This is a genomic window from Pseudomonas alloputida, from assembly GCF_021283545.2.
Lineage (GTDB): Bacteria > Pseudomonadota > Gammaproteobacteria > Pseudomonadales > Pseudomonadaceae > Aquipseudomonas > Aquipseudomonas alloputida.
This window is the reverse complement of sequence record NZ_CP128540.1, coordinates 2,412,230-2,436,549: the sequence shown is the minus strand read 5'-3', so window position 1 is coordinate 2,436,549 and position 24,320 is coordinate 2,412,230. Positions and strand designations below refer to the sequence as shown.

Sequence of the window (24,320 nt, the reverse complement as noted above, 5' to 3'; positions counted from 1 at the left end):
CACCAATGTGTATCCACCCCCAATCAGGTGTAGGAGCGGGTTTACCCGCGAATACGGTCGCGGCGGCAACGGTGAACGGCGGGTGGAAATTGGCCAGCAGGGCCGGCCCATTCGCGGGTAAACCCGCGCCTACAGCGGCCTGTGCATGTCCAGTCAGGCCGTAGCGCTGACCATACCTCCCGCACTGCTGCCGCCCTCTTGCTGCAACAGCTCCAGCAACTGCGCCGTGGCCGCCATGATCTGCCCGTTGAGGGTGGCAATGCTCGCCTGCTTGGCACCTATCGCTGCCGCCTTGGCAGCCTCGTCCATCTTGCTGCTCTGCAATGCCGCCAACTGTTTCTGCTCTTCTGCCAGTTGCTTCTGCAGATCCTTGATCAACTGACGCAGCTCGCTCACAGCCCCCGATTCGCCACTGCCTTCAGCGTCGGTGGATTGCGCCTGGCTACCCCCCGACACCTTCATTCTGTCACTGCTGACGCTCAACGGCCCCACCGCCTCACCGGCCTGTTTCGCCTGTTCACGCTCGTTTGCTGCATTCGCGCTCAGCGTCTGTGCTGAAACACCATTGATCATCAGGTTGCTTGCCGTGATGCCGCTCATGTCGATTCCCTGCCTGAAAGATGGGTCCTTGCCGTAACCAACACATCGGCCGCCTCACGCTGTTCTTTAGCCCGCTTAAATTCCCCCTCGGCTGGCTCGTTCCAACTCATGTACTTGCGCAGGAGCCGGAGCCCCGGCGGGCGTCCATATTCGACCATTCAGGGAATCGCAGCCATGAGCCAGTCCTCACAGCAGGAAACCATCAAAGACATGATCGGCGTGGGCTTCGGCCCCTCCAACCTGGCCTTGGCCATCGCCCTGGAAGAGCTCGCCGAATCCCGGGGCCATGCGCTCGACGCACTGTTCATCGACAAGCAGCAAGACTACCACTGGCACGGTGAGACCTTGGCTACCCAGAGCGAGTTGCAGATCTCGTTCCTCAAGGACCTGGTGTCGCTGCGCACCCCGACCAGCCCGTACAGCTTCGTCAACTACCTGCACCAGAAGCAGCGCCTGGCCGACTTCATCAACCTCGGCACCTTCTACCCCTGCCGCCTGGAGTACAACGACTACCTGCGCTGGGCCGCCGAGCATTTCACCTCCCAGGCGGTGTATGGGCAGGAAGTGTTGCGCATCGAACCGCACGTGCATGCAGGCCGGGTCCAACACCTGTGCGTGATCACGCGTGACAGACAAGGCCGCGAATACAGCCGCCCCACCCGCTCGGTGGTGGTGGGCAGCGGTGGCACACCGAAAATTCCGGAAAACTTCGGCGCCTTCAAGGACGACCCGCGAGTGTTCCACCACTCTCAGTACCTGAGCAGCCTGACCAAACTGCCGTGCACGGCTGGCAAGCCCATGCGCATTGCCGTGATCGGCTCAGGCCAGAGCGCCGCCGAGGCGTTCATCGACCTCAACGACAGCTATCCGTCAGTCAAGGTCGACATGATTCTGCGCGGCTCGGCCCTCAAGCCCGCCGACGACAGCCCCTTCGTCAATGAGATCTTCTCGCCCGACTATACCGACCTGGTCTACAACGAACCGGCCGACCAGCGCAGCAAACTGCTGGGCGAATACCACAACACCAACTACTCGGTGGTCGACCTCAACCTGATCGAGCGCATCTACGGCATCCTCTACCGGCAGAAGGTTGCCCATCAGCACCGCCACAATGTGCTGTGCCGGCGCCAGGTGGAAGCGGTGGTGGCCACCCGCGAAGGCCTGGAACTGACCCTGCGCGACCTCGCCACCGGCCAGCAGCAAACCCACCGCTACGATGCCGTTATCCTCGCCACCGGTTACGAGCGCCGTTCGCACCGTGAATTGCTGGCGCCGCTGGCCGATTACCTGGAGGACTTCAGCGTCGACCGCAACTACCGCGTACTGGCCAGCCCGGACCTGCAAGCCTCGGTGTACCTGCAGGGCTTCTGCGAAAGCAGCCACGGCCTGAGTGACACCCTGCTTTCGGTCCTGCCAACCCGCGCTGCGGAAATTGGCCGAGCGCTGTACCAGGATCTGGAGCAGCTGCACGAAAAACCCCAAGCAGCAGTGGCGCTGACCCGCGCCTGACCCCTCTGCAACCCGCCATCAAGACCGGACTGATGCCTCGTGCGCAGTCCGGTTTTTGTGCTTTGAAACATTTAGTTTCATTTTAACCTGCAGGTTTTCAATTCTCATTCGTCCTTATCAGTACAGCACTCTTTGGTTGGCACACGCTCGACCACCAATAGCAGAAGACCGTCTGATGGCCAAATCACCGAAAAAATCCAAATCCAGGCTGTGGTTCCTGGTTCACAGCTGGCTCGCCTTGCCGATCTGGTTCTTTGTCCTGATCGTCTGTTTCACCGGCATGCTCGCCGTGGTCAGTCAGGAAATCGTCTGGCTCGCCGATCCGGCCGCACGCGCCAACAAGCCAGACGCGGACACCGAGCGCATGAGCTTTCAGCAGGTACTGGAGGCCTTGAACAAGGCCGAGCCGGACATGGTGGTGGAGCGCCTGAGCCAGCCGGATGGTTCGCACTTCGCGGTAAAAGCCAATGTCACCCTGCCTGACGGCACCAGCCCGACGCTGTATGTAAACCCCTACACCGGAACCATTCAGGGCAGGACCCCAGACTTCAACTTCGAAGCCTTCACCCGCGCCCTGCACGGCTGGTGGCTGGTGCCGTTCACCAACGGTTTCAGCTGGGGCTGGTACCTGGTATCGCTGCTCGGCCTGCCGATGCTGGCCTCGCTCGTCACCGGCCTGGTGGTTTACAAGAAGTTCTGGAAAGGCTTTTTCAAACCCGTGCGTACCGGCCATGGTTCGCGAATTTTCTGGGGTGACCTGCACCGTCTGTCCGGGGTGTGGTCAATCTGGTTCATTGCGGTCATTTCCATCACCGGCACCTGGTTCCTGATCCAGGCGATCCTGTCTGACAACCACATCACCATTTCCAGCCGACCCATCGTGCCGGTGATCGCCCGTGAGGAGGTGCCGCAAACGCCAGATGGCAGCCCCGCCTCGCGCATCGACCTGGACGAAGCGGCGCGCCTTGCCGGTCTGGCGATCCCGGGGTTGGAAGTGACCTCCATCACGCTCCCCGCCACTGCCTACAGCCACGTCACGCTGTCTGGCCCGGGCTGGTACCCGTTGATGTTCCAGAGTGCTTCGGTGAATCCGTACACACGCAATGTCGACAGCCAGTTCCTGATCAGCGACCGTTCGGCGCTGGAGTTCGTCACCGAGTCCATGCGCCCGCTGCACACTGGCGACTTTGGCGGTTTGCCGATCAAGCTGGTGTGGTTCTTCTTCGGCCTGATCCTGACCCTGATGGTGCTCAGCGGCCTGCTGATCTGGACCAAACGCACCGCCCAGGCCACCGCCGCGGCCCTCAAGCGCAGCGAGCGCGCTCCACGTGCGGCACACAGTGAAACCACCGTGGAGATCCACTCATGAGCCAGGCCCTGCCCGCCAGCCCGCTGAAGCAGCTTTGGCTGAAGTGGCGTTTTCACCTGAACATCCTGCTGATCCTGATCCCGCTGGGCTTCATGCCCAAGTACTTCGCCGACGCCAGGCTGTTCCGCGGCGAAGCGGGCCTTGGCGCCAACGTGATCAGGGACATCCAGGTCGGCCCCTACAGCCTCGACCTTGCCGAACTGCGTGACGAGGCGCCACGCGCCGACGGCCCGGCCGGCTACTTCAAATCGTTCAATGCAGCGTTGTGCAAGGCCTGCATAAAGGACGTCAAGGCCGCCTACCTGCGCATCGGCAAGCCACGCAGCCTGCGCGCCGCCGGCACCATTTTCTTCGGTGCACCGTACAACATGGGCACCTCGTTGCCGATCCCGCCGCGCACCAAACCCGATGCGCACATCTGGATCACCCTGGAAGGCTGGGACGGCAGCATGTACCAGGCGTCGATCCCCCTGGCCAAGGCATCGCCAGCCACCGTTGCATGGCTCGAGAAACAAGGAGGCAACAAATGAAACACCTGATACGCACCCTGACGCTGCCCTTCCTGATACTGGCTGCCAGCCCGGCGCTGGCGCACAACCCGATGTGCGAATGCGAGGAACTGGCCAACGGCCAGGTCAAGTGCACCGGCGGTTTCTCGGACGGCAGCGGTGCCCCCGGGGTGACCCTGGACGTGATCGGTTATGACGAACAGGTGCTGGTCGGCGGCAAGCTTGGCGACGACTCGACGCTGACGTTCAAGCGCCCGGACGGCGAATTCTATGTGCTGTTCGATGCCGGCCCCGGGCACGTGGTTGAAGTGGACTACGCCGATATCGCCCAACCATGAGCCGCGCCCAAGTCATTCGCCCGGCCGGTGCCGGGCACGAAACCCTGTACGTGCTGCTGGCAAGCCTGCTGATCGTGGTACTCGCCGCCAGCGTGGTGCTGCTGCGCGGTGAGCGCGAGGACGAACAGGCCATCGCCAGCTACCAGATCGACGCCCGCCGCGACCTCACCGCCGCCGAACAAGGCCTGTACACCGACCTGCGGGTAGCCTTCGACGAGATCCAGCTACTGCGCGAAGAAAACGCCGTCACGCCCAGCGTAAAGGCCCTGGCCGAAGAAGGCCTGCCGCCGTTCGTGGTCGATGCCGGCAGCCAGAGCCGTGGCGGCCACCAATGGTCATGGCTGGAATCTGGCGCCTACCTGGGCCGCAGCCAGGCCCCGGAAGTTGCCGGCAGCCTGCTGCTGATCCTGCCACCCGACAGCACAGGCCAAGCCGATGTCTGGCTGCGCCGCGACAGCGCCGCCGTGATCCCGGACGACCTCGGCCAGGCCGCCCTGATCGCCGCTGGCTGGCAGCAGGTGGTCAGCCACTACGACGCCGGTGTTACCCGCGAACACCGTCACTGAACCCAAGGACCCGCCCATGTTTCGCTCCGCCCTCGCCCTGCTCCTGACCTTTGCCCTGCCGGCACTGGCCCTGGCCGATAACAGCAAGCCGCTGCGAATCGGCATCACCCTGCACCCCTATTACAGCTACGTGAGCAATATTGTCGGCGACAAGGCCGAGGTGGTTCCCCTGATTCCGGCGGGCTTCAACCCGCACGCCTACGAGCCGCGGGCCGAGGACATCAAGCGCATCGGCACACTGGACGTGGTGGTGCTCAACGGTGTTGGCCATGACGATTTCGCAGACCGCATGATCGCCACCAGCGAAAAACCCGACATCGCCACTATCGAAGCCAATCAGAACGTGCCGCTGCTGGCGGCCACCGGCATTGCCGCGCGCGGTGCCGGCAAGGTGGTCAACCCGCACACCTTTCTGTCGATCAGCACCACCATCGCCCAGGTGAACAACATCGCCCGTGAACTGGGCAAACTCGACCCGGACAACGCCAAGCTGTACACGCAGAACGCCCGTGCCTACGCCAAGCGCCTGCGCGCCCTGCGTGCCGAGGCCCTGGCCAAGGTCACCGAAGCCCCTGGCGCAACGTTCCGGGTCGCTACCATCCATGCCGCCTATGACTACCTGGTGCGCGATTTCGGCCTGGAGGTGACCGCTGTCGTCGAGCCGGCCCATGGCATCGAGCCCAGCCCGGCGCAGCTGAAAAAGACCATCGACCAGCTCAAGGCGCTGGATGTGCGGGTGATCTTCTCGGAAATGGACTTCCCGTCGGCCTATGTCGAAACCATTCAGCGTGAGTCCGGTGTGCGCCTGTATCCGTTGACGCATATCTCCTACGGCGATTACACCAAGGACAAGTACGAGGTGGAAATGAAGCGCAACCTCGACACGGTGGTCCGCGCCATTCAGGAGAACCGCGCATGACCGCTGCCGCCAAGCTGGCGACAGCCTGCGGGCCGCGCATCGATTTCACTGGCATCGACCTGACCTTGGGGCGTACGCGCATCCTCGAACAGGTCAGTTTCAGCGTGGCAGCAGGCAGCGTGCACGCCATCGTCGGCCCCAACGGCGGCGGCAAGAGCTCGTTGATCAAGACCCTGCTCGGGCAGATGCCACACCAGGGCCAGCTGACCTTGCATTGGCCTGGTGAGCGCGAAGTGATTGGCTACGTGCCGCAGGCACTGGAGTTCGACCGCGGCCTGCCCATGACCGTGGACGATTTCATGGCCGCCATGTGCCAGCGCCGCCCGGCCTTCCTCGGCCTGTCGCGGCGCGTGAAGCCGGCCATTGATGCAGCCTTGGTTCAGGTTGGCATGCTCGACAAGCGCACGCGGCGCATGGGGGCACTGTCCGGCGGTGAGCGCCAGCGCGTGCTGCTGGCCCAGGGCCTGATCCCCGAGCCGCAGTTGCTGGTGCTGGACGAACCGATGTCGGCCCTCGATGAAGCCGGAATCCAGGTGTTCGAACAGTTATTGCAGGTCTGGCGCCAGGCCGGCACTACCGTTCTGTGGATCGAACATGACCTGGAAGCCGTGTTGCGCCTGGCGGACCGGGTAACAGGCCTGAACCGACAGGTGCTGTTCGATGCGCCGCCTGCCCAGGCCCTAACCCCGGAGCGTCTGCTCGGCCTGTTCTCCGTTCACCCGCGTAGCGAGAGCCTTGCCTGATGAGTTTTGAAATCTTTCGCCAAACGGTCCAGGACTGGGCCACTGCCGGTTATCTGCCCGAGGCGCTGGCCTACGGTTTCGTGGTCAATGCCTTGCTGGCCGGCCTGATGATCGGCCCGGTGCTGGGTGGCCTGGGCACCTTGGTGGTGGTCAAGCGCTTTGCGTTCTTCTCTGAAGCGGTCGGCCATGCGGCGCTGACCGGCGTGGCCATCGGTATCCTGCTGGGTGAGCCCTATACCGGCCCTTACGGCAGCCTGTTCGGCTACTGCCTGCTGTTCGGCATCCTGCTCAACTTCCTGCGCAACCGTACCGGGCTGTCGCCGGATACACTGATTGGCGTGTTCCTGTCGGTGTCGCTGGCGCTTGGCGCCAGCCTGCTGCTGATGCTGGCAGGCAAGATCAACGTGCACATCCTCGAGAACGTGCTGTTCGGTTCGGTGCTGACCGTTAGTGCCCAGGACTTGCTGGTACTGGGCATCGTCGCGGTGCTGGTGCTTGCCTTGGCGCTGCCGCTGTACAACCGCATCATGCTGGCCAGTTTCAACCCGCAGCTGGCGGCTGTACGCGGAGTGGCGGTGAAGACCCTGGACTATCTGTTCGTGGTGCTGGTGACGTTGGTGACCGTGGCTGCGGTGAAGGTGATCGGGGCCATCCTGGTCGGTGCACTGCTGGTCATCCCGGCCGCCGCCGCTCGCCTGGTCAGCCAGTCGCTCAAGGGCTTTTTCTTCCTGTCGGTGCTGATTGCCACCATCAGTACCCTGTTCGGCATCCTGCTACCGATCGTTTTCGACCTGCCGGTGCCGTCAGGGGCCGCGATCATCCTGGTCGCCGGCATCTGCTTTGCTCTGGCCGCTCTGGCCCGCGCGCTCGTTCCCCGCCTGCAAGGAAACCCGGCATGAACTTCAAACACCTGACCCTGGCGCTGGCACTGGCCGGCCTGCCGTCCCTGTCTTTCGCCACGCAAGTGCTGACGACCCTGCCGGTCACTCATAGCCTGGCCAGCGCCTTGCTCGAAGGCACTGCGGTGCAGCTCCAGCGGGCGGCACCAGCCAACCTGCCTGCCAGCCGCCAACCGTCGTATTTCAGCGGGCGTGGCGGCGCAGGCCTGCACAAGGCCGCCCAGCAGGCAGATGCGGTGATCGGGGTGCGTTCGATCTGGCGTGATGACCCGCTGTACCCGATGGCCCGACGCAGCAATATCCGCATTGTCGAGATCGATGCCGCGCGACCGGTGGATGGCGCACTGCCGGGCATTGCGGTGAACGGTGACGATGCCTATGGTGCTTACCCTTGGCTCAACCCGACCAACCTCGGACGCATGGCCGACGTGGTGGCCAATGACCTGGAGCGCCTGGCGCCGGACGACAAGGCAAAGATCCAGGGCAACCTGGCAGGGCTCAAACGCCAATTGCTGGAGCTTTCGGCCAACAGCCAGACGCGGCTGGCCAAAGTCGACAACCTGACGGTGGTGAGCCTGTCGGAGAGGCTGGGATATCTGGTCAACGGGTTGAACCTGGATGCGGTCGAGCAGCCACTGCCGGCCGAGTGGGATGCGGCAGCCCTCAAGGCGCTGGGGGAGAACCTGAAGGCGCAGGACGTGGCGCTGGTGCTGGACCATCGTCAGCCTGAATCGGCAGTGGCCGAGGTGATCAAGGCGGCCGGGGCCAAGCTGGTGGTGGTGGAGAGTGACCCTGAAGATGCGATTGCGGGGCTCATAGCCAGCGTTGACCAAGTGGTTGGGGCATTGGGCGGGCGCTGATCGGACAGGCCCGCGCGGTGGATGGCACGGGCTTCGCCCGTGTTCGCGGGTAAACCCGCTCAAGGATCGCGGTTGCTGCCAGGCTAACGCTTCATGCACCGCTGATAGCGCTCATCCACCCGCCCGGCAAACCAGGCCGTGGTCAGCTTGCGGGTAATCTTCGGGCTCTTCAGCTCGATGCCCGGTAACACTGCGCGGGGTACCGGCTTGCCGGCTTTGGCATCCGCCAGGGCGAACACCCCGCTGTACAGCTTGCTGTCCTCGAACGCCAGGCTGTCGGCCTCCTCCAGCTGGCTTCGGATCTGCGGGTTACGCAGCCCCAGCTTCACCCCCAGCTTGCGCGCGGCCAGTTCAGTCGTCCCCGGCATGATCGCCCCTGGCGCCACCAGGTCGCCGTCCAGTGCCAGCTTCACCCCCGTGACCTTGCTCAATGCCGCCTGGAATGCCGCATTGCGGCTGGCGTACCAGCCCGCATTGAAATCGGCGAAACGGTAAAGCTGGCGCTCGTAGTTGGCCGGGTAGCCCAACAGGTGGGCAATACCGAAGTACATGCCGCCGCGCCGGCTGAACACTTCCTGGCGAATCGTGCCTTCATGGCTGTAGGGGTAATCCCTCGCATGCTTTTCGGCAAAATCGATGCTGACTTGCATCGGCCCGCCGGTGTGCACCGGATTCAGCCCGCCCAGCAAGGTCTTGCCCAGCGGCAGGCGTGCAACGACTTCGTCGTACAGTTCACTCAACTGCTTTTCGCTGCGCACCGTCTGCAACCGCTGCTGGTAGCTCTTGCCGTTGCCTGACGGCGTCTTCAGCGCACCGTCGACCAGCAGTTTGGGAATATGCAGGCGCGCAGCGCGGCGGTCGATCTCCTGGCGGGCGATACGCCCAAGGTTGGGCACCTGTGGGTCCGCAGTGAAGGTCGACTCCTGTTCGGTCACCGCCAGCACTGCGCACAGGTTGCTTTTACTGGGCGCTATGCGCTGGGCTTCGAAGGCTGCCTGGATATCCTTGGCCCAACCCTCGCGGTCCTTGACCTGGGCGGGTAACAGCCGCAACAGCTGCGCACGGACTTTCGCCGGGTCCGCTTCGGGCGCTTCTTCGCGGCGCCCGGCACAGCCTTGCAACAGCACCAGGGCCATCACCGAAATGGCCAGTAACCGGCCGTTCAGGGCTGTTCACCGATCAGGTAGGTTTTGCTGATGTGGCGGAACTGCGGGTGCCCGGCACTGCCCATCAATTCGAACAACACCATCTCGCGGGTCACTACCTGCGCGCCGGCGGCACGCATGCGCGCCAGGCCTGCGGCCTTGCTGGCCGGGGTGCGGCTGTCGCAGGCATCCTCGACCACGAACACTTGCTTGCCCAGCGCCAACAGGCCGAGCACGGTCTGCAGCACGCAAACATGGGTTTCCATGCCGCAGACGATCACCTGCTCACGCGCCATCAAACTGGCTGGCAGGCACTCGGCAGCCACGCAGGAAAAGTGACTTTTTTCCACCACTTCGGCTGCCGGCGCTACGGCCAGCAGTTCGGCCAGGGTATGACCCAGGCCTTTGGGGTACTGCTCGGAAATCACCGTCGGCAGCGCCAGCTCGGCAGTCGCCGCCAGCAACCAACGGGCCCGTGCCCGAGTGCCTTCGGGGTCGCTCATGGCACCGATCAGCTTTTCCTGGATGTCGACGACCAGTAGCGTGGCCTTGAGTGGATCGATCAGCATTGTCTGCCTCTTGCCTGGGAAAACCCTAGCCTCCCCCAGGCAAGCGGTGACGTCAATCAGGCGGACAGCCGAAGCGGTTGCAGCGACGCGGTCAGCGCAGCGAGCACACGGTCTTCCTGCTCATGGATGAAGAAATGGCCACCTGGGAACATCTGCAGCGAGAACGCGCCTTGGGTTTCACTGCGCCATGCCCGCAGTTGCTCATCGCTGGCCCGGTCTTCCACTCCACCCAGCACATGCAGTGGGCACTGCAACGCCGGTCGCTGCCGGTAGGTGTAAGTGCCGCACAACAGAAAATCGGCGCGCAAGGTCGGCAAGGTCAGGCTCATCAGCTCAGCGTTGGCCAGCACTTCCTCAGGCGTGCCCTGCAGCGCGCGCAACTCGCTGATCAGCTCGGCGTCGCTCTTGGGCTCGCGCCAGTTGTTGCCGTCGTAGTCCTCACGCCGGGTAGGTGCCGCGGTGCCGCAGGCGAACAAGGCCAGCGGCGCCGGGCAGCCCAATGCCTGCAGCTCATGGGCCAGCTCGAAGGCCAGCAGTGCACCCAGGCTGTGGCCGAGCAGCGCATAAGGAGCGCTTGCCGCCAGTCGCTGCTCGCTGGCCAGTTGCCGAGCCAGCACTTGCATGTCGGTGTGCAGCGACTCAGCCATGCGCGCCCCCCGCCCAGGCAACTCTACCGGGCGTACCTGCAACCATGCCGGCAGCTTGCGCCGCCAGCGGCTGTAGACCATGGCGCTGGCCCCGGAGTACGGCAGGCACAGCAGGTTCAGCACGGTCACTGGGCGGCAGCTTCGGCCATTTTCTGGCGCAGGCTCAGCGGGCGCATGTCGGTCCAGACTTCATCGATGTAGGCCAGGCAGTCCTTCTTCAGGCCGCTTTTGCCCACGGCTCGCCAGCCATTGGGGATGGCTTTGTAGTCGGGCCAGATCGAGTATTGCTCTTCGTGGTTGACCACTACCTGGAACTGGATATCGTCGCGGTCGAAAACGGAAGTCATTGCCTGTCTCCTTAAATGATGATGCCGCTGCGCGCCTGGCGCAGGGTGGGTTTCAAGTAGACGTAGCAAGCGCTGTAAAAATTAACGGAATTGACGCGCCCCATGTGGCCACGGCCGATGCCGGTATTAACCCTCAGGTATCACGCAACAGGTCGTGCGTATCGAGCAACCGGAACGCAACCTGCGGATTACGCTCCAGCCCGCGCCGGATCGCCGCCGGGATAGACTGCCGGGTCTTGCGGCACAGCCCAGGCTGATCGTCCAGTTCGATGACGATGCCGCGCATGGTCCGTACCTCGTTGTAACCGGGGGCGATGTGCACGCGGATGCCGAGGTTTTCGTACAGGCGCTGCTGCAGACGTTGAAGGTCTTCCAGGTCCTTCAGGTTTTCCAGCCGTTCGAGCAGGCGTTTTTCTTCCTGCCGGGTCAGCAAGAGGATGCGCTGGGCGGCCTGCGGATGGTCGGCCAGTTGCTCGCGGCCGCAGACGCAGGCGCCAGGGGGGCAAGGTTGGCGTAAAGGAACGGGCGTACTCATAGGGCAAGCATAGCCTGTACCGAAGGTCAGAGCTGCGCCAGCCGCGCGCGCAGGAAGCTGACAAAACCCTGCACCGGCCGCGCCACCTGCCGGTGCTGCGGATACACCGCCGACAGCTGCAGCGCGGGCGGGCGCCACTCATCCAGAACCGTCACCAGTTGCCCCTCCGCCAACGCCTGCCCAACGATAAAGGTCGGCAGGTAAGTGACCCCCATCCCGGCAATCGCAGCCCCCCGCAGCAACTCGCCATTGTTCGCCCGCATGCGCCCGGTCACCTGAATTGCCTGGGTTTTGCCACCTTTGTGGAATTGCCACTGCACCTGCCGCGAATGCCCATAAGGCAGGCAATCATGCGCGGCGAGCTCATCCGGTTTTCCCGGCACTCCCCGTGCTTGCAAATACGCCGGGCTCGCACAGTAGACCCGCTCGACACTGGCGATACGCCGGGCGATCAGGCTGGAGTCCTCCAGTGCACCAATCCGCAGCGCCAGGTCATAGCCTTCACCAATCAGGTCCACAGCGCGGTCGCTCAGGTCTACCTCCACATCAACCTGGGGGTGCAACTGCAGAAACTCGGTCAGCAGGCAGCCCAGGTGCGCCATGGCAAACGACAGCGGCGCGCTCAGGCGCAAGGTGCCGCGCAGGACCTGGGCCTGGCCGCTGATGTCGTGTTCGACCTGCTGCACTTCACCCAGCAGGCGCAGGGCCGACTGGTAGTAGTGCTGCCCCAGTGGCGTGGCATCGAGGCGCCGGGTGGAGCGGTTGAGCAGGCGCACGCCCAGGCGCTCCTCAAGCTGCATCAGGCGCCGACTGACCGATTGCTTGGACATGCCCAGACGGTCGGCGGCAGCGGTGAAACTACCTGCCTCCATCACCTGGGCAAAGATCCGCATGTCTTCGTAAGGGTTCATTGTCTTGCTCTAGCTGACAGTCAAACACTTTATAGCGGCTTTTTCCCACAAGTGCATCTGCCTAATCTACGCACAAGTCGCAGCGATGGCCCCAAAGGCCAGGCAAGACGCCCACTACCAACACTTGCACAGAAAAGGATTCGCCCATGAACATTGTCCACAAAGCCCTCACCACCTCCCTCTTGGCCCTGTCCGTTTCCAGTGCCTTCGCCGCAGGCAGCCCTGGTGTCGAACAACACACCCAGGCCTTCCTCGAAGCCCTGGAGAAAGGGGGTGGCAAGCCGCTGGAACAGCTCACACCAAACGACGCCCGCGCGGTACTGACCGGTGCCCAGGCTTCGGTAAAGGTCGACCTATCGGGGGTCGAGGTGAAGGAACGCACGATTCAGGCCAATGGCCAGTCGATCAAGCTGCAAGTGGTGCGCCCGACTAATGTCAAAGGTGATCTGCCGGTGTTCATGTTCTTCCACGGCGGCGGTTGGGTGCTGGGCGACTTCCCGACCCACCAGCGACTGATCCGCGACCTGGTGGTCGGCTCGGGTGCGGTGGCGGTCTATGTGGACTACACCCCCTCACCGGAAGCGCACTACCCGACGGCGATCAACCAGGCCTACGCCGCGACGCGCTGGGTGGCCGAGCATGGCAAGGAGATCGGCGTGGATGGCAAGCGCCTGGCGGTAGCCGGCAACAGCGTTGGCGGCAACATGGCGGCGGTGGTTGCACTCAAGGCCAAAGAGGCCGGCACCCCTGCCCTGCGCTTCCAGTTGCTGCTGTGGCCGGTGACCGACGCCAGCTTCGAGACAGCGTCGTACAAGCAGTTTGCCGAAGGACACTTCCTGACCACCGGGATGATGAAGTGGTTCTGGAACAACTACACCGTTGATGCAAAGGCGCGGGCGCAGATCTACGCCTCGCCGCTGCGGGCGTCCGCCGAACAGCTGAAGGGCTTGCCACCGGCCCTGGTGCAAACGGCTGAGTTCGATGTGCTTCGGGATGAAGGTGAGGCGTATGCCCGCAAGTTGAATGCGGCGGGCGTGACAGTAACCTCGGTGCGCTACAACGGAATGATTCATGACTATGGGCTGCTCAACCCGTTGAGCCAAGTGCCGGCAGTAAAGGCGGCGCTGCGGCAGGCGGGCAACGAACTTAAAGTGCATCTGCAGTGAGGCGATGAGCAATAGACCCGCCTGGGCGGGTCTTTTGCTTCTATTTGCGGAAACAGCCCGCAGGCTTCAATGAATCTGCCAGCGGTGCGGCAGGTCCGGCCCTTTCGCGGGTAAACCCGCGAAAGGGCCGGCAAATCCTGCTCAGGGCTCAAACCCTTCCACAATGATCACCTCAGCCTTCGCCACCCCTTGGCGATGGCTGCATGCCTCTTGGTACAGCGCGGAGCGGTAACAGGCGACGGCCTGCGCGTACGAATCGAACTCGATCACCACACTACGCTGAGGCGTAGCCCTCCCTTCCATCGCCTCACTACGCCCGCCACGGGCCAGGAAGCGACCGCCGAATGCCTTGAAGGCAGCTGGGGCGCGCTGGGTGTACTGCTGGTATTGCTCGGGGTCGGTCACGTCCACATGGGCTATCCAGTAGGCCTTCATGTGCAGCTCTCCTGTTACGATGATATTTGTGTATGATGGTATACCATAAAATTCACCCCACCACAGTGAGCGTGCACCATGGCTTTCAACACCATCGAGGAACTTCTCGAGGACTACCGGCAAGGCAAGATGGTCCTGCTGGTGGATGACGAGGACCGGGAAAACGAGGGCGATCTGCTGATCGCCGCCGAGCGCTGCGACGCCCAGGCCATCAACTTCATGGCTCGCGAGGCGCGCGGGCTGATCTGCCTGACCTTGACCGACGATCACTGCCAGCGCCTGGGCCTGGAGCAGATGGTTCCGGCCAACGGTAGCGTGTTCAGCACCGCGTTCACCGTGTCGATCGAGGCGGCCACCGGGGTCACCACCGGCATTTCCGCCGCTGACCGGGCACGCACCGTGGCAGCGGCCATGGCCCCCAACGCCCGCCCCGAAGACCTGGTGCAACCTGGCCACATCTTCCCCCTGCGCGCCCGCGAAGGCGGCGTGCTGACCCGTGCCGGCCACACCGAAGCAGGCTGCGACCTGGCACGCCTGGCCGGCTTCAGCCCGGCCTCGGTCATCGTTGAAGTGCTGAACGACGACGGCACCATGGCTCGCCGCCCCGACCTGGAAGTGTTCGCCGCCCGGCATGGCATCAAGATTGGCACCATCGCCGACCTGATCCACTACCGCCTGAGCACCGAGCAGACCGTCAAGCGCATCGGCGAGCGCGAGCTGCCGACGGTGCATGGCACCTTCCGCCTGGTCACCTATGAAGACCGCATCGAAGGTGGCGTGCACATGGCCATGGTCATGGGCGACATTCGCCGCGAACAGCCGACCCTGGTGCGGGTGCATGTGATTGACCCGCTGCGCGACCTGGTGGGCGCCGAGTACGCCGGCCCCGCCAACTGGACGCTGTGGGCGGCGCTGCAGAAGGTGGCTGAGGAAGGTACTGGCGTGGTGGTGATCCTGGCCAACCACGAATCCTCCCAGGCCTTGCTTGAGCGTGTGCCACAACTGACCCACCCTGTGCGGCCCTATCAACGTGGCCAGTCCAAGGTGTATTCCGAAGTGGGTACCGGGGCGCAGATTCTGCAGGACCTTGGCGTGGGCAAGCTGCGTCACCTGGGGCCGCCGCTGAAATACGCGGGGCTGGCGGGCTATGAGCTGGAGGTGGTGCAGAGCATCCCGTTCGACCCGGGGATGGATGGCTGAGAACACACAAGCAATTGATTTAGCGGGGCCCTGTAGGAGCGGGTTTACCCGCGAATGCGAGGGTGACACCACCGACGCATTCGCGGGTAAACCCGCTCCTACAGGGCCCTTGGTGCTTTTGACAGGGCGGAGTGATGGCCGGTCGCCCCATACCTCTTGCCAAAATCTTGGAATACCATAATATGATATCCCGTAGACCTTGAGTCTGCAGGCCGGCACCTACAATTAAAAACGGCCACCAGAACACTTTGTTTTAGCTGCTCCCCGAACACTGTTGGCGGGCGCACCAAAAGCCCCGCCTCGAATAACAAAAGCAACGAGGGCGTAACCATGCTGTTAAGCAAACGTGTAACCGCAGTGCTGTCTGCCAGCCTGCTGACCCTGGCATGTCAGGCCGCCCTGGCCGCCGACAGCCTCAACTTCGTCAGCTGGGGCGGTACGACCCAGGACGCCCAGAAAGAAGCGTGGGCCGTACCGTTCACCAAAGCCACGAACATCAAGGTCGTGCAGGACGGCCCCACCGACTACGGCAAGCTCAAGGCCATGGTCGAGAGCGGTAACGTGCAGTGGGACGTGGTCGACGTCGAAGCCGACTTTGCCCTGCGTGCCGCCAGCGAAGGCCTGCTCGAACCCCTCGACTTCAACCAGATCAAGCGCGACAAGATCGACCCACGCTTCGTCTCCGACCATGGCGTCGGCTCATTCTTCTTCTCCTTCGTGCTCGGCTACAACGAAGGCAAGCTCGGGGCCAACAAGCCGGTGGACTGGACCGCGCTGTTCGACACCAAGGCCTACCCCGGCAAGCGAGCCCTGTACAAATGGCCCAGCCCCGGCGTGCTGGAACTGGCCCTGCTGGCCGACGGCGTAGCCCCCGACAAGCTGTACCCGCTGGACCTGGACCGCGCCTTCAAGAAGCTCGACACCATCAAGCAAGACATCGTCTGGTGGGGCGGTGGCGCCCAGTCACAGCAGTTGCTGGCATCAGGTGAAGCCTCGCTCGGCCAGTTCTGGAATGGCCGTGTCTACGCCCTGCAGCAAGACGGTGCACCGGTGGGTGTGAGCTGGAAGCAGAACCTGGTCATGGCCGACTTCCTGGTCATCCCCAAAGGCGCCAAGAACAAGGAAGCGGCCATGAAATTCCTGGCCAACGCCAGCAGCGCCGAGGGCCAGGCCGAATTCGCCAACAAAACCGCCTATGCGCCGGTCAACGTCGACAGCGTGGCCAAGCTGGACAAGGACCTCGCGCCAAACCTGCCAACTGCCTACGCCCAGGACCAGGTCACCCTCGACTTCGCCTACTGGGCCAAGAACGGTCAAGCCATCGCGGCCCGCTGGAATGAGTGGTTGGTCAAATGAAAGTCGCCATCAACGCCCTGCACAATGCGCAAGGTACCCCCACGGGTGCCGGCGCCCCGGGCACCACCCCGCGCCGCGCAAGCCTGAGCCAGCGCTGGAAAGGCAGCCGCAACCTGCTGCCCGCCCTGCTGTTCCTTGGCGTGTTCTTCTTCGCCCCGCTGGTCGGCCTGCTGCTGCGCGGGGTGCTGGAACCCACCCCGGGGCTGGGTAACTACGAGCAGCTGTTTGCCAACTCGGCCTACGCACGTGTGCTGTTCAACACCTTTTCCGTGGCCGGCGTGGTGACCCTGATCAGCGTGCTGCTGGGCTTCCCGCTGGCCTGGGCGATCACCCTGGTGCCCAAGGGCTGGGGCCGTTGGCTGCTGAACATCGTGCTGCTGTCGATGTGGACCAGCCTGCTGGCGCGCACCTACTCGTGGCTGGTGCTGCTGCAGAGCTCGGGCGTGATCAACAAGGCGTTGATGGCCATGGGCATCATCGATGCCCCGCTGGAAATGGTGCACAACCTCACCGGCGTGGTAATCGGCATGAGCTACATCATGATCCCGTTCATCGTGCTGCCACTGCAGGCGACCATGCACGCCATCGACCCGATGGTGCTGCAGGCAGGTTCGATCTGTGGCGCCAGCCCGTGGACCAACTTCTGGAAGGTGTTCCTGCCGCTGTGTCGCTCGGGGCTGTTCTCCGGGGCGCTGATGGTGTTCGTGATGTCGCTCGGTTACTACGTCACCCCGGCGCTGCTGGGGGGCGCGCAGAACATGATGCTGCCCGAATTCATCATCCAGCAGGTGCAGTCGTTCCTCAACTGGGGCCTGGCCAGCGCCGCCGCCGCACTCTTGGTAGCGATCACCCTGGTGCTCTTCTACCTGTACCTGAAGCTGCAGCCGGAATCCCCGGTTGGCAACGCGAGGTAAACTGCCATGCTCCTGTCTCCCAATGCCATGGGCCGCCCGCTGCGTACGGGCCTGTACCTGACCACCGGGGTCATCGCGGCCTTCCTGCTGCTGCCGGTGGTGTTCATCGTGTTGCTGTCATTCGGCTCGTCACAGTGGCTGGTGTTCCCGCCACCGGGCTGGACCTTCAAGTGGTACGGCCAGTTTTTCTCCAACCCGGAGTGGATGGACGCCGCACTGGCCAGCCTGAAGGTGGCCGTGCTGACCACCATCGCCGCCGTGTTGCTGGGCCTGCCCAGCGCATTCGCCCTGGTGCGTGGCCGCTTCCCGGGCCGCGAGCTGCTGTACGGGCTGTTTACCATGCCGATGATCGTGCCGCTGGTGATCATTGCCGTGGCGGTATACGCACTGTTCCTCAAGCTAGGTTACACCGGCACGCTGTTCGCCTTCGTGGTCAGCCACGTGATCGTCGCCCTGCCGTTCACGATCATCTCGATCATCAACTCGCTGAAGCTGTTCGACCAGTCGATCGAAGATGCTGCGGTGATCTGCGGCGCCTCGCGCCTGCAGGCGATTTTCAAGGTCACGTTCCCGGCCATCCGCCCCGGCATGATCGCCGGTGGCCTGTTCGCTTTCCTGGTGTCGTGGGATGAAGTGGTGCTGAGCGTGATGATGGCCAGCCCCGACCTGCAGACCCTGCCAGTGAAGATGTGGACCACCCTGCGCCAGGACCTCAGCCCCGTGATCGCCGTGGCCTCGACCCTGCTGATCGGCCTGTCGTTGCTGGTCATGTTCATTGCCGCCGCCTTGCGCCGGCGCACCGAAACCAACGCCTGAGCGCGCGGAGATAACAACAATGAGTGCAGTGATCAAAGACAACGCGCACGGCAAAACCCTGGTCAGCCTGCGCGGCCTGAACAAGCACTACGGCGACTTCACCGCCGTGGACAACCTCGACCTGGAGATCCAGGACGGCGAGTTCCTGACCTTCCTCGGTTCCAGCGGGTCGGGCAAGTCCACCACCCTGTCGATGCTGGCCGGCTTCGAAACACCGAGCAGCGGCGAGATCCTGGTCGACGGCCAGTCGCTGGTCAACGTGCCGCCGCACAAGCGTGACATCGGCATGGTGTTCCAGCGGTATTCGCTGTTCCCGCACCTGAATGTGCGTGACAACATCGCCTTCCCACTGGCCATTCGCAAACTCGGCGCTGCCGAAACCGCCAAGCGCGTCGACGCCATGCTCAAGCTGGTGCAACTGGAACAGTTCGCGCACCGCAAACCCTCGCAAATGTCGGGCGGCCAGCAGCAGCGCGTGGCGATCGCCCGGGCGCTGGTGTACGAGCCGCGTATCCTGCTGATGGACGAGCCGCTCGGCGCGCTGGACAAGAAGCTGCGTGAAGACCTGCAGGACGAACTGCGCCAGTTGCACCGCCGCCTGGGCATCACCATCGTCTACGTCACCCACGACCAGGAAGAAGCCATGCGCCTGTCCCAGCGCATCGCCATTTTCAGCCACGGCAAGATCGTCGGCCTGGGCACCGGTTACGACCTGTACCAGAACCCACCGAATGCCTTTGTCGCATCGTTCCTGGGCAACTCCAACTTCCTGCGGATCAAGGCCAGCAGCAACGGCGCGGGCAGCTTCGAGGGCCAGCCAGTGGCCATTCGCTTGACCCCGGGGCTGGCCGCCTCGCAGGATGCACTGATCATGGTGCGCCCGGAAAAGGCCGTGGCCATGAGCGCCGAACAGGCCATGCGTGAACCGCTGCCGGCGGGTTGGAACGAGGTCACTGCCAAGGTTGGCGAAGTGCTGTTCCTGGGTGAAAGCCAGACCTGCCATGTGGTGACTGCAGGGGGTACCGAGCTGACCGTGAAGGCACTGTCGGCGGCGGGCATGCCGATGCAGCCGGGCGACAGCGTGAAGGTGCGTTGGGCAGTGGCAGACGCTTGCATTTATACCGAATGGGCCGAGAGCGACCTGAGCAAGTCGGCCGGGGCGCATTAACGCTCTTGTACGTTGCAGCGCCTGCCAGATCGAGCACCGCCCGCGCGGCACACGATCTGGCAGGCGCTGCACTATTGGAGGCGTACGCCCCGTCACATTATCATCACGCCACTGTCGTAATCTGCCGGCCAACTCTATGCCACAGGTCACCCGGCATGCTCCGCCTGCTTGTCTTGCTGCTCACCCTGCTACCACTCGCGACCCTGGCTGAGCCCCTGCACCTGCGCGTGCAAGGCTCCAACACCATCGGCGCGGCCTTGCTGCCGGCGCTGGTACAGGGGCAATTGCGCGCACAGCAGGCCACCGCCATCGAACAACAGCAGGGCAAGGTCGCCAACGAATGGGTGATTACCGCCCGCGACGGGCACGGCCAGCCCTTGCGCATCGACATTGCCGCCCACGGCTCGAGCACCGGCTTTGTCGCGCTAGGCCGTGGCGACGCGGACCTGGCCGCCTCCTCGCGGCCGATCAACGACAGTGAAGTGCGCCAGTTGCAGGCGCTGGGCGACCTTCGCGCAGCCGGCGCCGAGCAAGTGATCGGCCTCGACGGCGTCGCGGTCATCGTCCACCCCGACAACCCAATACCCCAACTGAACATCCGGCAACTGGCACACATTTTCTCTGGGCAGATCCAGCGCTGGGAACAACTGGGCATACCTGGTGGGGCCATTCATCTGTATGCCCGTGACGACCGTTCCGGCACTTTCGAGACCTTCAAGGCACTGGTGCTGGAACCTCAGCAGGGCGAGCTTTCGGCCAAGGCGAGGCGTTTCGAGTCCAGTGACGAATTGGCGGCACGCGTGGGTACCGACCGCCAGGCCATCGGTTTCAGCAGCCTGGCCGCCGTACACGGGGCCAAGGTGCTGGCGGTGGCCGAGGGCGACGCACCGGCCATGCTGCCGGAGCGCGCACGGGTGGCCAGCGAGGACTACCCGCTCTCACGGCGCCTGTACTTTTACCTGCCGGCCAACCCCAAGCCCCAGGCCAAGGCCCTGGTCGATTTTGCCCAGAGCCCGGCCGGCCAGGCGATCATCGCCCAGCAGGGTTTCGTTTCGCAGCAGATCAAGGCCCTGTCTGTCGCCCCCCAAAGCGACATGCCACCGCCCTATCGTACCCTGGCCCGGCAGGCGCAGCGGCTGAGTGTGAACTTCCGCTTCCAGGAAGGAAGCGCCAGCCTGGATAACAAGGCCCTGCGCGACGTGCAGCGGGTGACAGAGTACCTGCGCCAGGCCGGGAAGCTGCAGGGCAAGGCAGTGCTGGTGGGGTTCGGCGACCCAAAGGAAACCCCTGGGCGCGCAGCCCTGCTCTCCCGCCTACGTGCGCAAGCGGTGCGCCGCGAACTGGCGCGCGGTGGCGTGGAGGTGTTGCAGGTGACCGGGATGGGCGATGAACTACCAGTGGCCGGGAATGAACTGGAGCAAGGCCGGCTGCGCAACCGGCGGGTCGAGGTGTGGGTGTATTGATCATCAGCGGGTGACGGTGCGCATGGTCACGAACTCTTCGGCCGCCGTCGGGTGCACGCCGATGGTTTCGTCGAACTGCTGCTTGGTGGCACCGGCTTTAAGCGCAATGCCCAGGCCCTGAATGATTTCGCCAGCGTCAGGACCGACCATGTGGCAACCCAGCACCTTGTCGGTCTCGGCATCGACCACCAACTTCATCAAGGTCTTTTCCTGAATGTCGGTCAGGGTCAGCTTCATGGCCCGGAAGCGGCTTTCGAATACCTGCACCTTGTGCCCGGCCTCCAGCGCCTGCTCTTCGGTCAAGCCTACGGTACCGATGGGTGGCTGGCTGAACACCGCGGTGGGGATGTTCTGGTAATCCACCGGGCGGTACTGCTCGGGTTTGAACAGGCGCCGCGCCACGGCCATGCCTTCAGCCAAGGCCACTGGGGTCAACTGCACGCGGCCGATCACATCGCCAATGGCGAGAATCGAGGGCGCGGTGGTCTGGTACTGCTCATCGACCCGGATGTAACCGCGCTCATCCAGCTCGACGCCGGTGTTCTCCAGGCCCAGATTGTCCAGCATCGGGCGCCGGCCGGTGGCATAGAACACACAGTCGGCTACCAGCTCGCGGCCGTCCTTGAGCGTGGCTTTCAGGCGACCATCTTCAAGCTTGTCGATGCGCTGGATGTCGGCGTTGAACTGCAGGTCGAGGCCGCGTTTCTCCAGCTCTTGCTTCAGGTGGGTGCGCACCGAGCCGTCGAAGCCGCGCAGGAACAGGTCGCCACGGTACAGCAGTGTGGTGTCGGCCCCCAGGCCCTGGAAGATGCCGGCGAATTCGACGGCGATATAACCCCCACCCACCACCAGCACGCGGCGCGGCAAATCCTTGAGGTAGAAGGCTTCGTTGGAGGTGATGGCCAGTTCCTTGCCGGGAATGTCCGGTACCTGCGGCCAGCCACCGGTAGCGATGAGGATATGCTCGGCGGTGTAGCGCTGACCGTCCACTTCCACTTCGTTGGCACCCGTCAGCCGCGCGTGGCCCTGCAACAGGGTCACCCCGCTGTTGACCAGCAGGTTACGGTAGATGCCGTTGAGGCGCTCGATTTCCCGATTCTTGTTGGCAATCAGGGTGCCCCAGTCGAAATGCCCCTCTTCCAACGTCCAGCCGAAACCTGCGGCTTGCTCCAGCTCATCGGCAACGTGCGCGCCGTATACCAGCAGTTTTTTCGGCACACAACCGACGTTGACGCAGGTCCCCCCCAGGTAGCGGCTTTCCGCCACTGCCACTTTTGCACCAAAACCGGCAGCAAAACGCGCTGCGCGCACACCACCGGACCCGGCGCCAATCACGAACAGATCAAAATCGAAGGCCATGTATTCACTCTCCCAGGCAGGCGTCCAGCATACCGCCGTTGGCCGCCGCAAATCGAGTAGGAGGCGGATTCACACCCGCCGTCCTCTCACACCACCGTGCGTACGGTTCCGTACACGGCGGTTCAGGTTACGCGGCTAAGCCGGTTAATCGTATCCAGTATCGAGACCAGCCCGAGCCGGTCCCACAGTTTCTTTGGCAGCGCGTAGTTCATATGTTGCGCTCCCGAATTCCACCATGGACCTCGGCCATTGAAGGCTGACTTGTTGGCACGCTCCTCGCTCAACCCCAGGCGCATCAAGTTTCTCAGCCTCGTGGGAGGCTGCTTCCATTGACGCCAGATGACGCAGCGGAGTTTGTGCCTGACCCAACCATCCAGTTCCTCAAGCGGCCGCTTGCTCTGGCTGAGCTTGAAGTAGCTAGCCCAGCCTCTCAGGACGGGGTTGATCCGCTCGATGACAGTCGCCATTTTGCGAGCCCGTACGCTGCGCAGCAGCATTCTGAGCCGGTCGCGTAAGCGGTCTAGGCTCATCCTTGCCACGCGCAGCCTTGGCTGCTGGTGCCAGCTCATCCCATAGCCTAGGTAGTCGCACTTCCACGCCCTTGCCACTTGGCTTTTCTTCCTGTTCACCGTCAGCTTCAGACGTTCTCTCAGGAAGCGCTCGACGCTGACCAACACCCGTTCGCCGGCCCGGGGACTGCGTACATAGATGTTCGCATCATCGGCATAACGTACGAAGCGATGGCCCCGCCGCTCCAGCTCGCGGTCGAGTTCGTCGAGCAGGATATTCGACAGCAACGGCGAAAGCGGGCCGCCTTGCGGCGTCCCCTCCTGCCGTGGGCTGACGACACCGCCCGACATGATCCCGGCTTCAAGGTAGCGGCGAATAAGCCTGAGTACGCACTTGTCTTTGATCCGACGTTCGATGCAGGCCATGAGGATGTCGTGATTGACCCGATCGAAAAACTTCTCCAGATCGAGTTCCACGCACCAGCGGTGTCCCGCTGTCACATGAGCACGGGCCATCTCGATGGCTTGATGCGTACTTCTGCCCGGACGAAAACCATAGCTGTAGTCCGAGAACAGTGGGTCGAAGATAGGTGTGAGCTGCTGCTGCAGTGCTTGCTGGATCAGGCGATCCACGACGCTGGGGATACCCAGTTGCCGTGTGCCGCCCTGCGGCTTGGGAATTTCAACCGCTCGCACTGCTTGGGGATGGTATTCACCGGCCAGCAACCTGGCCTTGAGGGTTGGCCAATACTGTTTCACGTAGCCCGCCAAGTCAGCGACCGTCATGCCATCGGCACCCGGAGCCCCCTTGTTGCTAACCACGCGTTGATACGCACGCCTGAGGTTGGCCGGTGCAAGCACCCGCTCCATCAGCGTGTCCGGCTCCGCGTTCGTCCACGTCGCTGACGCCGCCGGCACCTTTGCACTGTCAGGCATCACCCTCGGCTTCTGGCCGGGATTCGGGATGACAGTTTCCGCTGTGGGAAATTTCTGCATTACGGTTACCAACGAGACGGCGACGCCTACTGGCGGCATAACCTGTTCGGCCCTTGGTGGCGCGGTTAACCGCCACTTACTACGGCTTCGGCTGACTTCTGCACGCTCATCCCGTCGCCTTTCGACGCGCGGTAGCACAGTGGCAAGCGTACAGATCTCCCAGGGTAATTCGCGCGACCTTCCTGCTTATGCCTGTCGGATCTACGTCACAGCGTTCCGTGCAAGTATTGGGCTTTGGCGATTTGTGCCACCTCACCCCGCTGTGCCGCCTCTATCCGCTTCCTGTTCGTCAGGCCAGCATTTTGCCTCGGGCTTCCTTCAGATTCGCGGTCACCCGCGACACCCTTGCCTCCGGCTAGCACTTCCCCTTGCCGGGTGTGTAGAGGACTTTCACCTCCAAGTCACCCACTTGGCCACCACAACCAAGCGGGTTGCGCTTACGCGCAACGCGCCATGCCTGGCGCACACAAAA

The 24,320-nt window shown here is 63.4% G+C and carries 26 protein-coding genes; 16 read left to right on the top strand and 10 right to left on the bottom strand.

The window, feature by feature from the left end:
• Window positions 1-153: 153 nt before the first annotated feature.
• Window positions 154-600 (bottom strand): hypothetical protein, encoded by a 447-nt coding sequence (locus LU682_RS11195; RefSeq protein WP_010954625.1) that lies wholly within the window; start codon window positions 598-600, stop codon window positions 154-156.
• A 174-nt stretch (window positions 601-774) separates the two neighbouring features.
• On the opposite strand from LU682_RS11195, the gene LU682_RS11190 reads away from it, so the two are divergent.
• The 9 genes from LU682_RS11190 (at window position 775) to LU682_RS11150 (ending at window position 8,312) form a co-directional block, all read left to right on the top strand.
• The gene (locus LU682_RS11190; RefSeq protein WP_010954626.1) at window positions 775-2,109 is read left to right on the top strand and encodes a lysine N(6)-hydroxylase/L-ornithine N(5)-oxygenase family protein; all 1,335 of its coding nucleotides are present in this window, start codon (window positions 775-777) and stop codon (window positions 2,107-2,109) included.
• A gap of 175 nt (window positions 2,110-2,284) precedes the next feature.
• Window positions 2,285-3,478 carry a PepSY-associated TM helix domain-containing protein gene (locus LU682_RS11185; RefSeq protein WP_010954627.1) on the top strand — a complete coding sequence of 398 codons (1,194 nt, stop codon included), beginning with the start codon at window positions 2,285-2,287 and terminating at the stop codon, window positions 3,476-3,478.
• Entirely contained in the window at window positions 3,475-4,008 is a 534-nt protein-coding gene (locus LU682_RS11180) for a PA2404 family protein (RefSeq protein ID WP_010954628.1), read from the top strand. The genes LU682_RS11185 and LU682_RS11180 overlap by 4 nt, the downstream gene beginning before the upstream one ends.
• Window positions 4,005-4,325: a hypothetical protein gene (locus tag LU682_RS11175; RefSeq protein ID WP_010954629.1), complete on the top strand. Its 321-nt coding sequence runs from the start codon at window positions 4,005-4,007 to the stop codon at window positions 4,323-4,325. Before LU682_RS11180 ends, LU682_RS11175 begins: the two co-directional genes overlap by 4 nt.
• Entirely contained in the window at window positions 4,322-4,891 is a 570-nt protein-coding gene (locus LU682_RS11170; protein ID WP_010954630.1) for a DUF6162 family protein, read from the top strand. The genes LU682_RS11175 and LU682_RS11170 overlap by 4 nt, the downstream gene beginning before the upstream one ends.
• A 16-nt stretch (window positions 4,892-4,907) precedes the next feature.
• Window positions 4,908-5,810, top strand: a complete 903-nt coding sequence (locus LU682_RS11165) for a metal ABC transporter substrate-binding protein (RefSeq protein ID WP_010954631.1) — start codon at window positions 4,908-4,910, stop codon at window positions 5,808-5,810.
• The gene (locus tag LU682_RS11160) at window positions 5,807-6,553 is read left to right on the top strand and encodes a metal ABC transporter ATP-binding protein (RefSeq protein ID WP_010954632.1); all 747 of its coding nucleotides are present in this window, start codon (window positions 5,807-5,809) and stop codon (window positions 6,551-6,553) included. Before LU682_RS11165 ends, LU682_RS11160 begins: the two co-directional genes overlap by 4 nt.
• Complete coding sequence (locus LU682_RS11155) at window positions 6,553-7,452, top strand: metal ABC transporter permease (RefSeq protein WP_010954633.1); 900 nt, start codon at window positions 6,553-6,555, stop codon at window positions 7,450-7,452. Before LU682_RS11160 ends, LU682_RS11155 begins: the two co-directional genes overlap by 1 nt.
• Entirely contained in the window at window positions 7,449-8,312 is an 864-nt protein-coding gene (locus LU682_RS11150) for a metal ABC transporter substrate-binding protein (RefSeq protein WP_010954634.1), read from the top strand. Before LU682_RS11155 ends, LU682_RS11150 begins: the two co-directional genes overlap by 4 nt.
• An 83-nt stretch (window positions 8,313-8,395) precedes the next feature.
• Here LU682_RS11150 and LU682_RS11145 read toward each other — a convergent pair whose 3' ends face one another.
• From LU682_RS11145 to LU682_RS11120, 6 genes are all read right to left on the bottom strand, one after another.
• Complete coding sequence (locus LU682_RS11145) at window positions 8,396-9,448, bottom strand: DUF1615 domain-containing protein (protein ID WP_010954635.1); 1,053 nt, start codon at window positions 9,446-9,448, stop codon at window positions 8,396-8,398.
• A gap of 26 nt (window positions 9,449-9,474) precedes the next feature.
• Window positions 9,475-10,026: a hydrolase gene (locus LU682_RS11140; RefSeq protein WP_010954636.1), complete on the bottom strand. Its 552-nt coding sequence runs from the start codon at window positions 10,024-10,026 to the stop codon at window positions 9,475-9,477.
• A 56-nt stretch (window positions 10,027-10,082) separates the two neighbouring features.
• Window positions 10,083-10,802, bottom strand: coding sequence for a thioesterase II family protein (locus LU682_RS11135; RefSeq protein ID WP_010954637.1), 720 nt, complete (start codon window positions 10,800-10,802; stop codon window positions 10,083-10,085).
• The gene (locus LU682_RS11130) at window positions 10,799-11,020 is read right to left on the bottom strand and encodes an MbtH family protein (protein ID WP_003256222.1); all 222 of its coding nucleotides are present in this window, start codon (window positions 11,018-11,020) and stop codon (window positions 10,799-10,801) included. The genes LU682_RS11135 and LU682_RS11130 overlap by 4 nt, the downstream gene beginning before the upstream one ends.
• A gap of 133 nt (window positions 11,021-11,153) precedes the next feature.
• On the bottom strand, window positions 11,154-11,555 hold the full coding sequence (locus LU682_RS11125; protein ID WP_010954639.1) for a hypothetical protein: 402 nt from the start codon (window positions 11,553-11,555) through the stop codon (window positions 11,154-11,156).
• A gap of 26 nt (window positions 11,556-11,581) precedes the next feature.
• Window positions 11,582-12,466 (bottom strand): LysR family transcriptional regulator, encoded by an 885-nt coding sequence (locus LU682_RS11120; protein ID WP_010954640.1) that lies wholly within the window; start codon window positions 12,464-12,466, stop codon window positions 11,582-11,584.
• Window positions 12,467-12,612: 146 nt separating this feature from the next.
• On the opposite strand from LU682_RS11120, the gene LU682_RS11115 reads away from it, so the two are divergent.
• A complete protein-coding gene (locus LU682_RS11115; RefSeq protein ID WP_010954641.1) occupies window positions 12,613-13,632 on the top strand; it encodes an alpha/beta hydrolase in 1,020 nt (339 codons plus the stop codon).
• A 141-nt stretch (window positions 13,633-13,773) separates the two neighbouring features.
• On the opposite strand, the gene LU682_RS11110 is transcribed toward LU682_RS11115, so the two are convergent.
• Window positions 13,774-14,067, bottom strand: coding sequence for a DUF1330 domain-containing protein (locus LU682_RS11110; protein ID WP_003256229.1), 294 nt, complete (start codon window positions 14,065-14,067; stop codon window positions 13,774-13,776).
• Window positions 14,068-14,145: 78 nt separating this feature from the next.
• Here LU682_RS11110 and ribBA point away from each other — a divergent pair, with 78 nt between their 5' ends.
• From ribBA to LU682_RS11080, 6 genes are all read left to right on the top strand, one after another.
• Window positions 14,146-15,267, top strand: a complete 1,122-nt coding sequence (gene ribBA, locus LU682_RS11105) for a bifunctional 3,4-dihydroxy-2-butanone-4-phosphate synthase/GTP cyclohydrolase II (protein ID WP_010954642.1) — start codon at window positions 14,146-14,148, stop codon at window positions 15,265-15,267.
• Window positions 15,268-15,597: 330 nt separating this feature from the next.
• On the top strand, window positions 15,598-16,623 hold the full coding sequence (locus tag LU682_RS11100) for a polyamine ABC transporter substrate-binding protein (RefSeq protein WP_010954643.1): 1,026 nt from the start codon (window positions 15,598-15,600) through the stop codon (window positions 16,621-16,623).
• Window positions 16,620-17,537 (top strand): ABC transporter permease, encoded by a 918-nt coding sequence (locus LU682_RS11095; RefSeq protein WP_010954644.1) that lies wholly within the window; start codon window positions 16,620-16,622, stop codon window positions 17,535-17,537. The genes LU682_RS11100 and LU682_RS11095 overlap by 4 nt, the downstream gene beginning before the upstream one ends.
• Window positions 17,538-17,543: 6 nt before the next feature.
• On the top strand, window positions 17,544-18,353 hold the full coding sequence (locus LU682_RS11090; protein ID WP_010954645.1) for an ABC transporter permease: 810 nt from the start codon (window positions 17,544-17,546) through the stop codon (window positions 18,351-18,353).
• A 19-nt stretch (window positions 18,354-18,372) separates the two neighbouring features.
• Complete coding sequence (locus LU682_RS11085) at window positions 18,373-19,521, top strand: ABC transporter ATP-binding protein (RefSeq protein WP_010954646.1); 1,149 nt, start codon at window positions 18,373-18,375, stop codon at window positions 19,519-19,521.
• Between the two features lie 155 nt (window positions 19,522-19,676).
• A complete protein-coding gene (locus LU682_RS11080) occupies window positions 19,677-20,984 on the top strand; it encodes a substrate-binding domain-containing protein (RefSeq protein WP_010954647.1) in 1,308 nt (435 codons plus the stop codon).
• 3 nt (window positions 20,985-20,987) lie between these two features.
• Here the strand turns inward: LU682_RS11080 and gorA are convergent, their stop codons facing one another.
• A complete protein-coding gene (gorA, locus tag LU682_RS11075) occupies window positions 20,988-22,343 on the bottom strand; it encodes a glutathione-disulfide reductase (RefSeq protein ID WP_010954648.1) in 1,356 nt (451 codons plus the stop codon).
• A gap of 122 nt (window positions 22,344-22,465) precedes the next feature.
• The gene (ltrA, locus tag LU682_RS11070) at window positions 22,466-23,887 is read right to left on the bottom strand and encodes a group II intron reverse transcriptase/maturase (protein ID WP_010952877.1); all 1,422 of its coding nucleotides are present in this window, start codon (window positions 23,885-23,887) and stop codon (window positions 22,466-22,468) included.
• Window positions 23,888-24,320 lie beyond the last annotated feature (433 nt).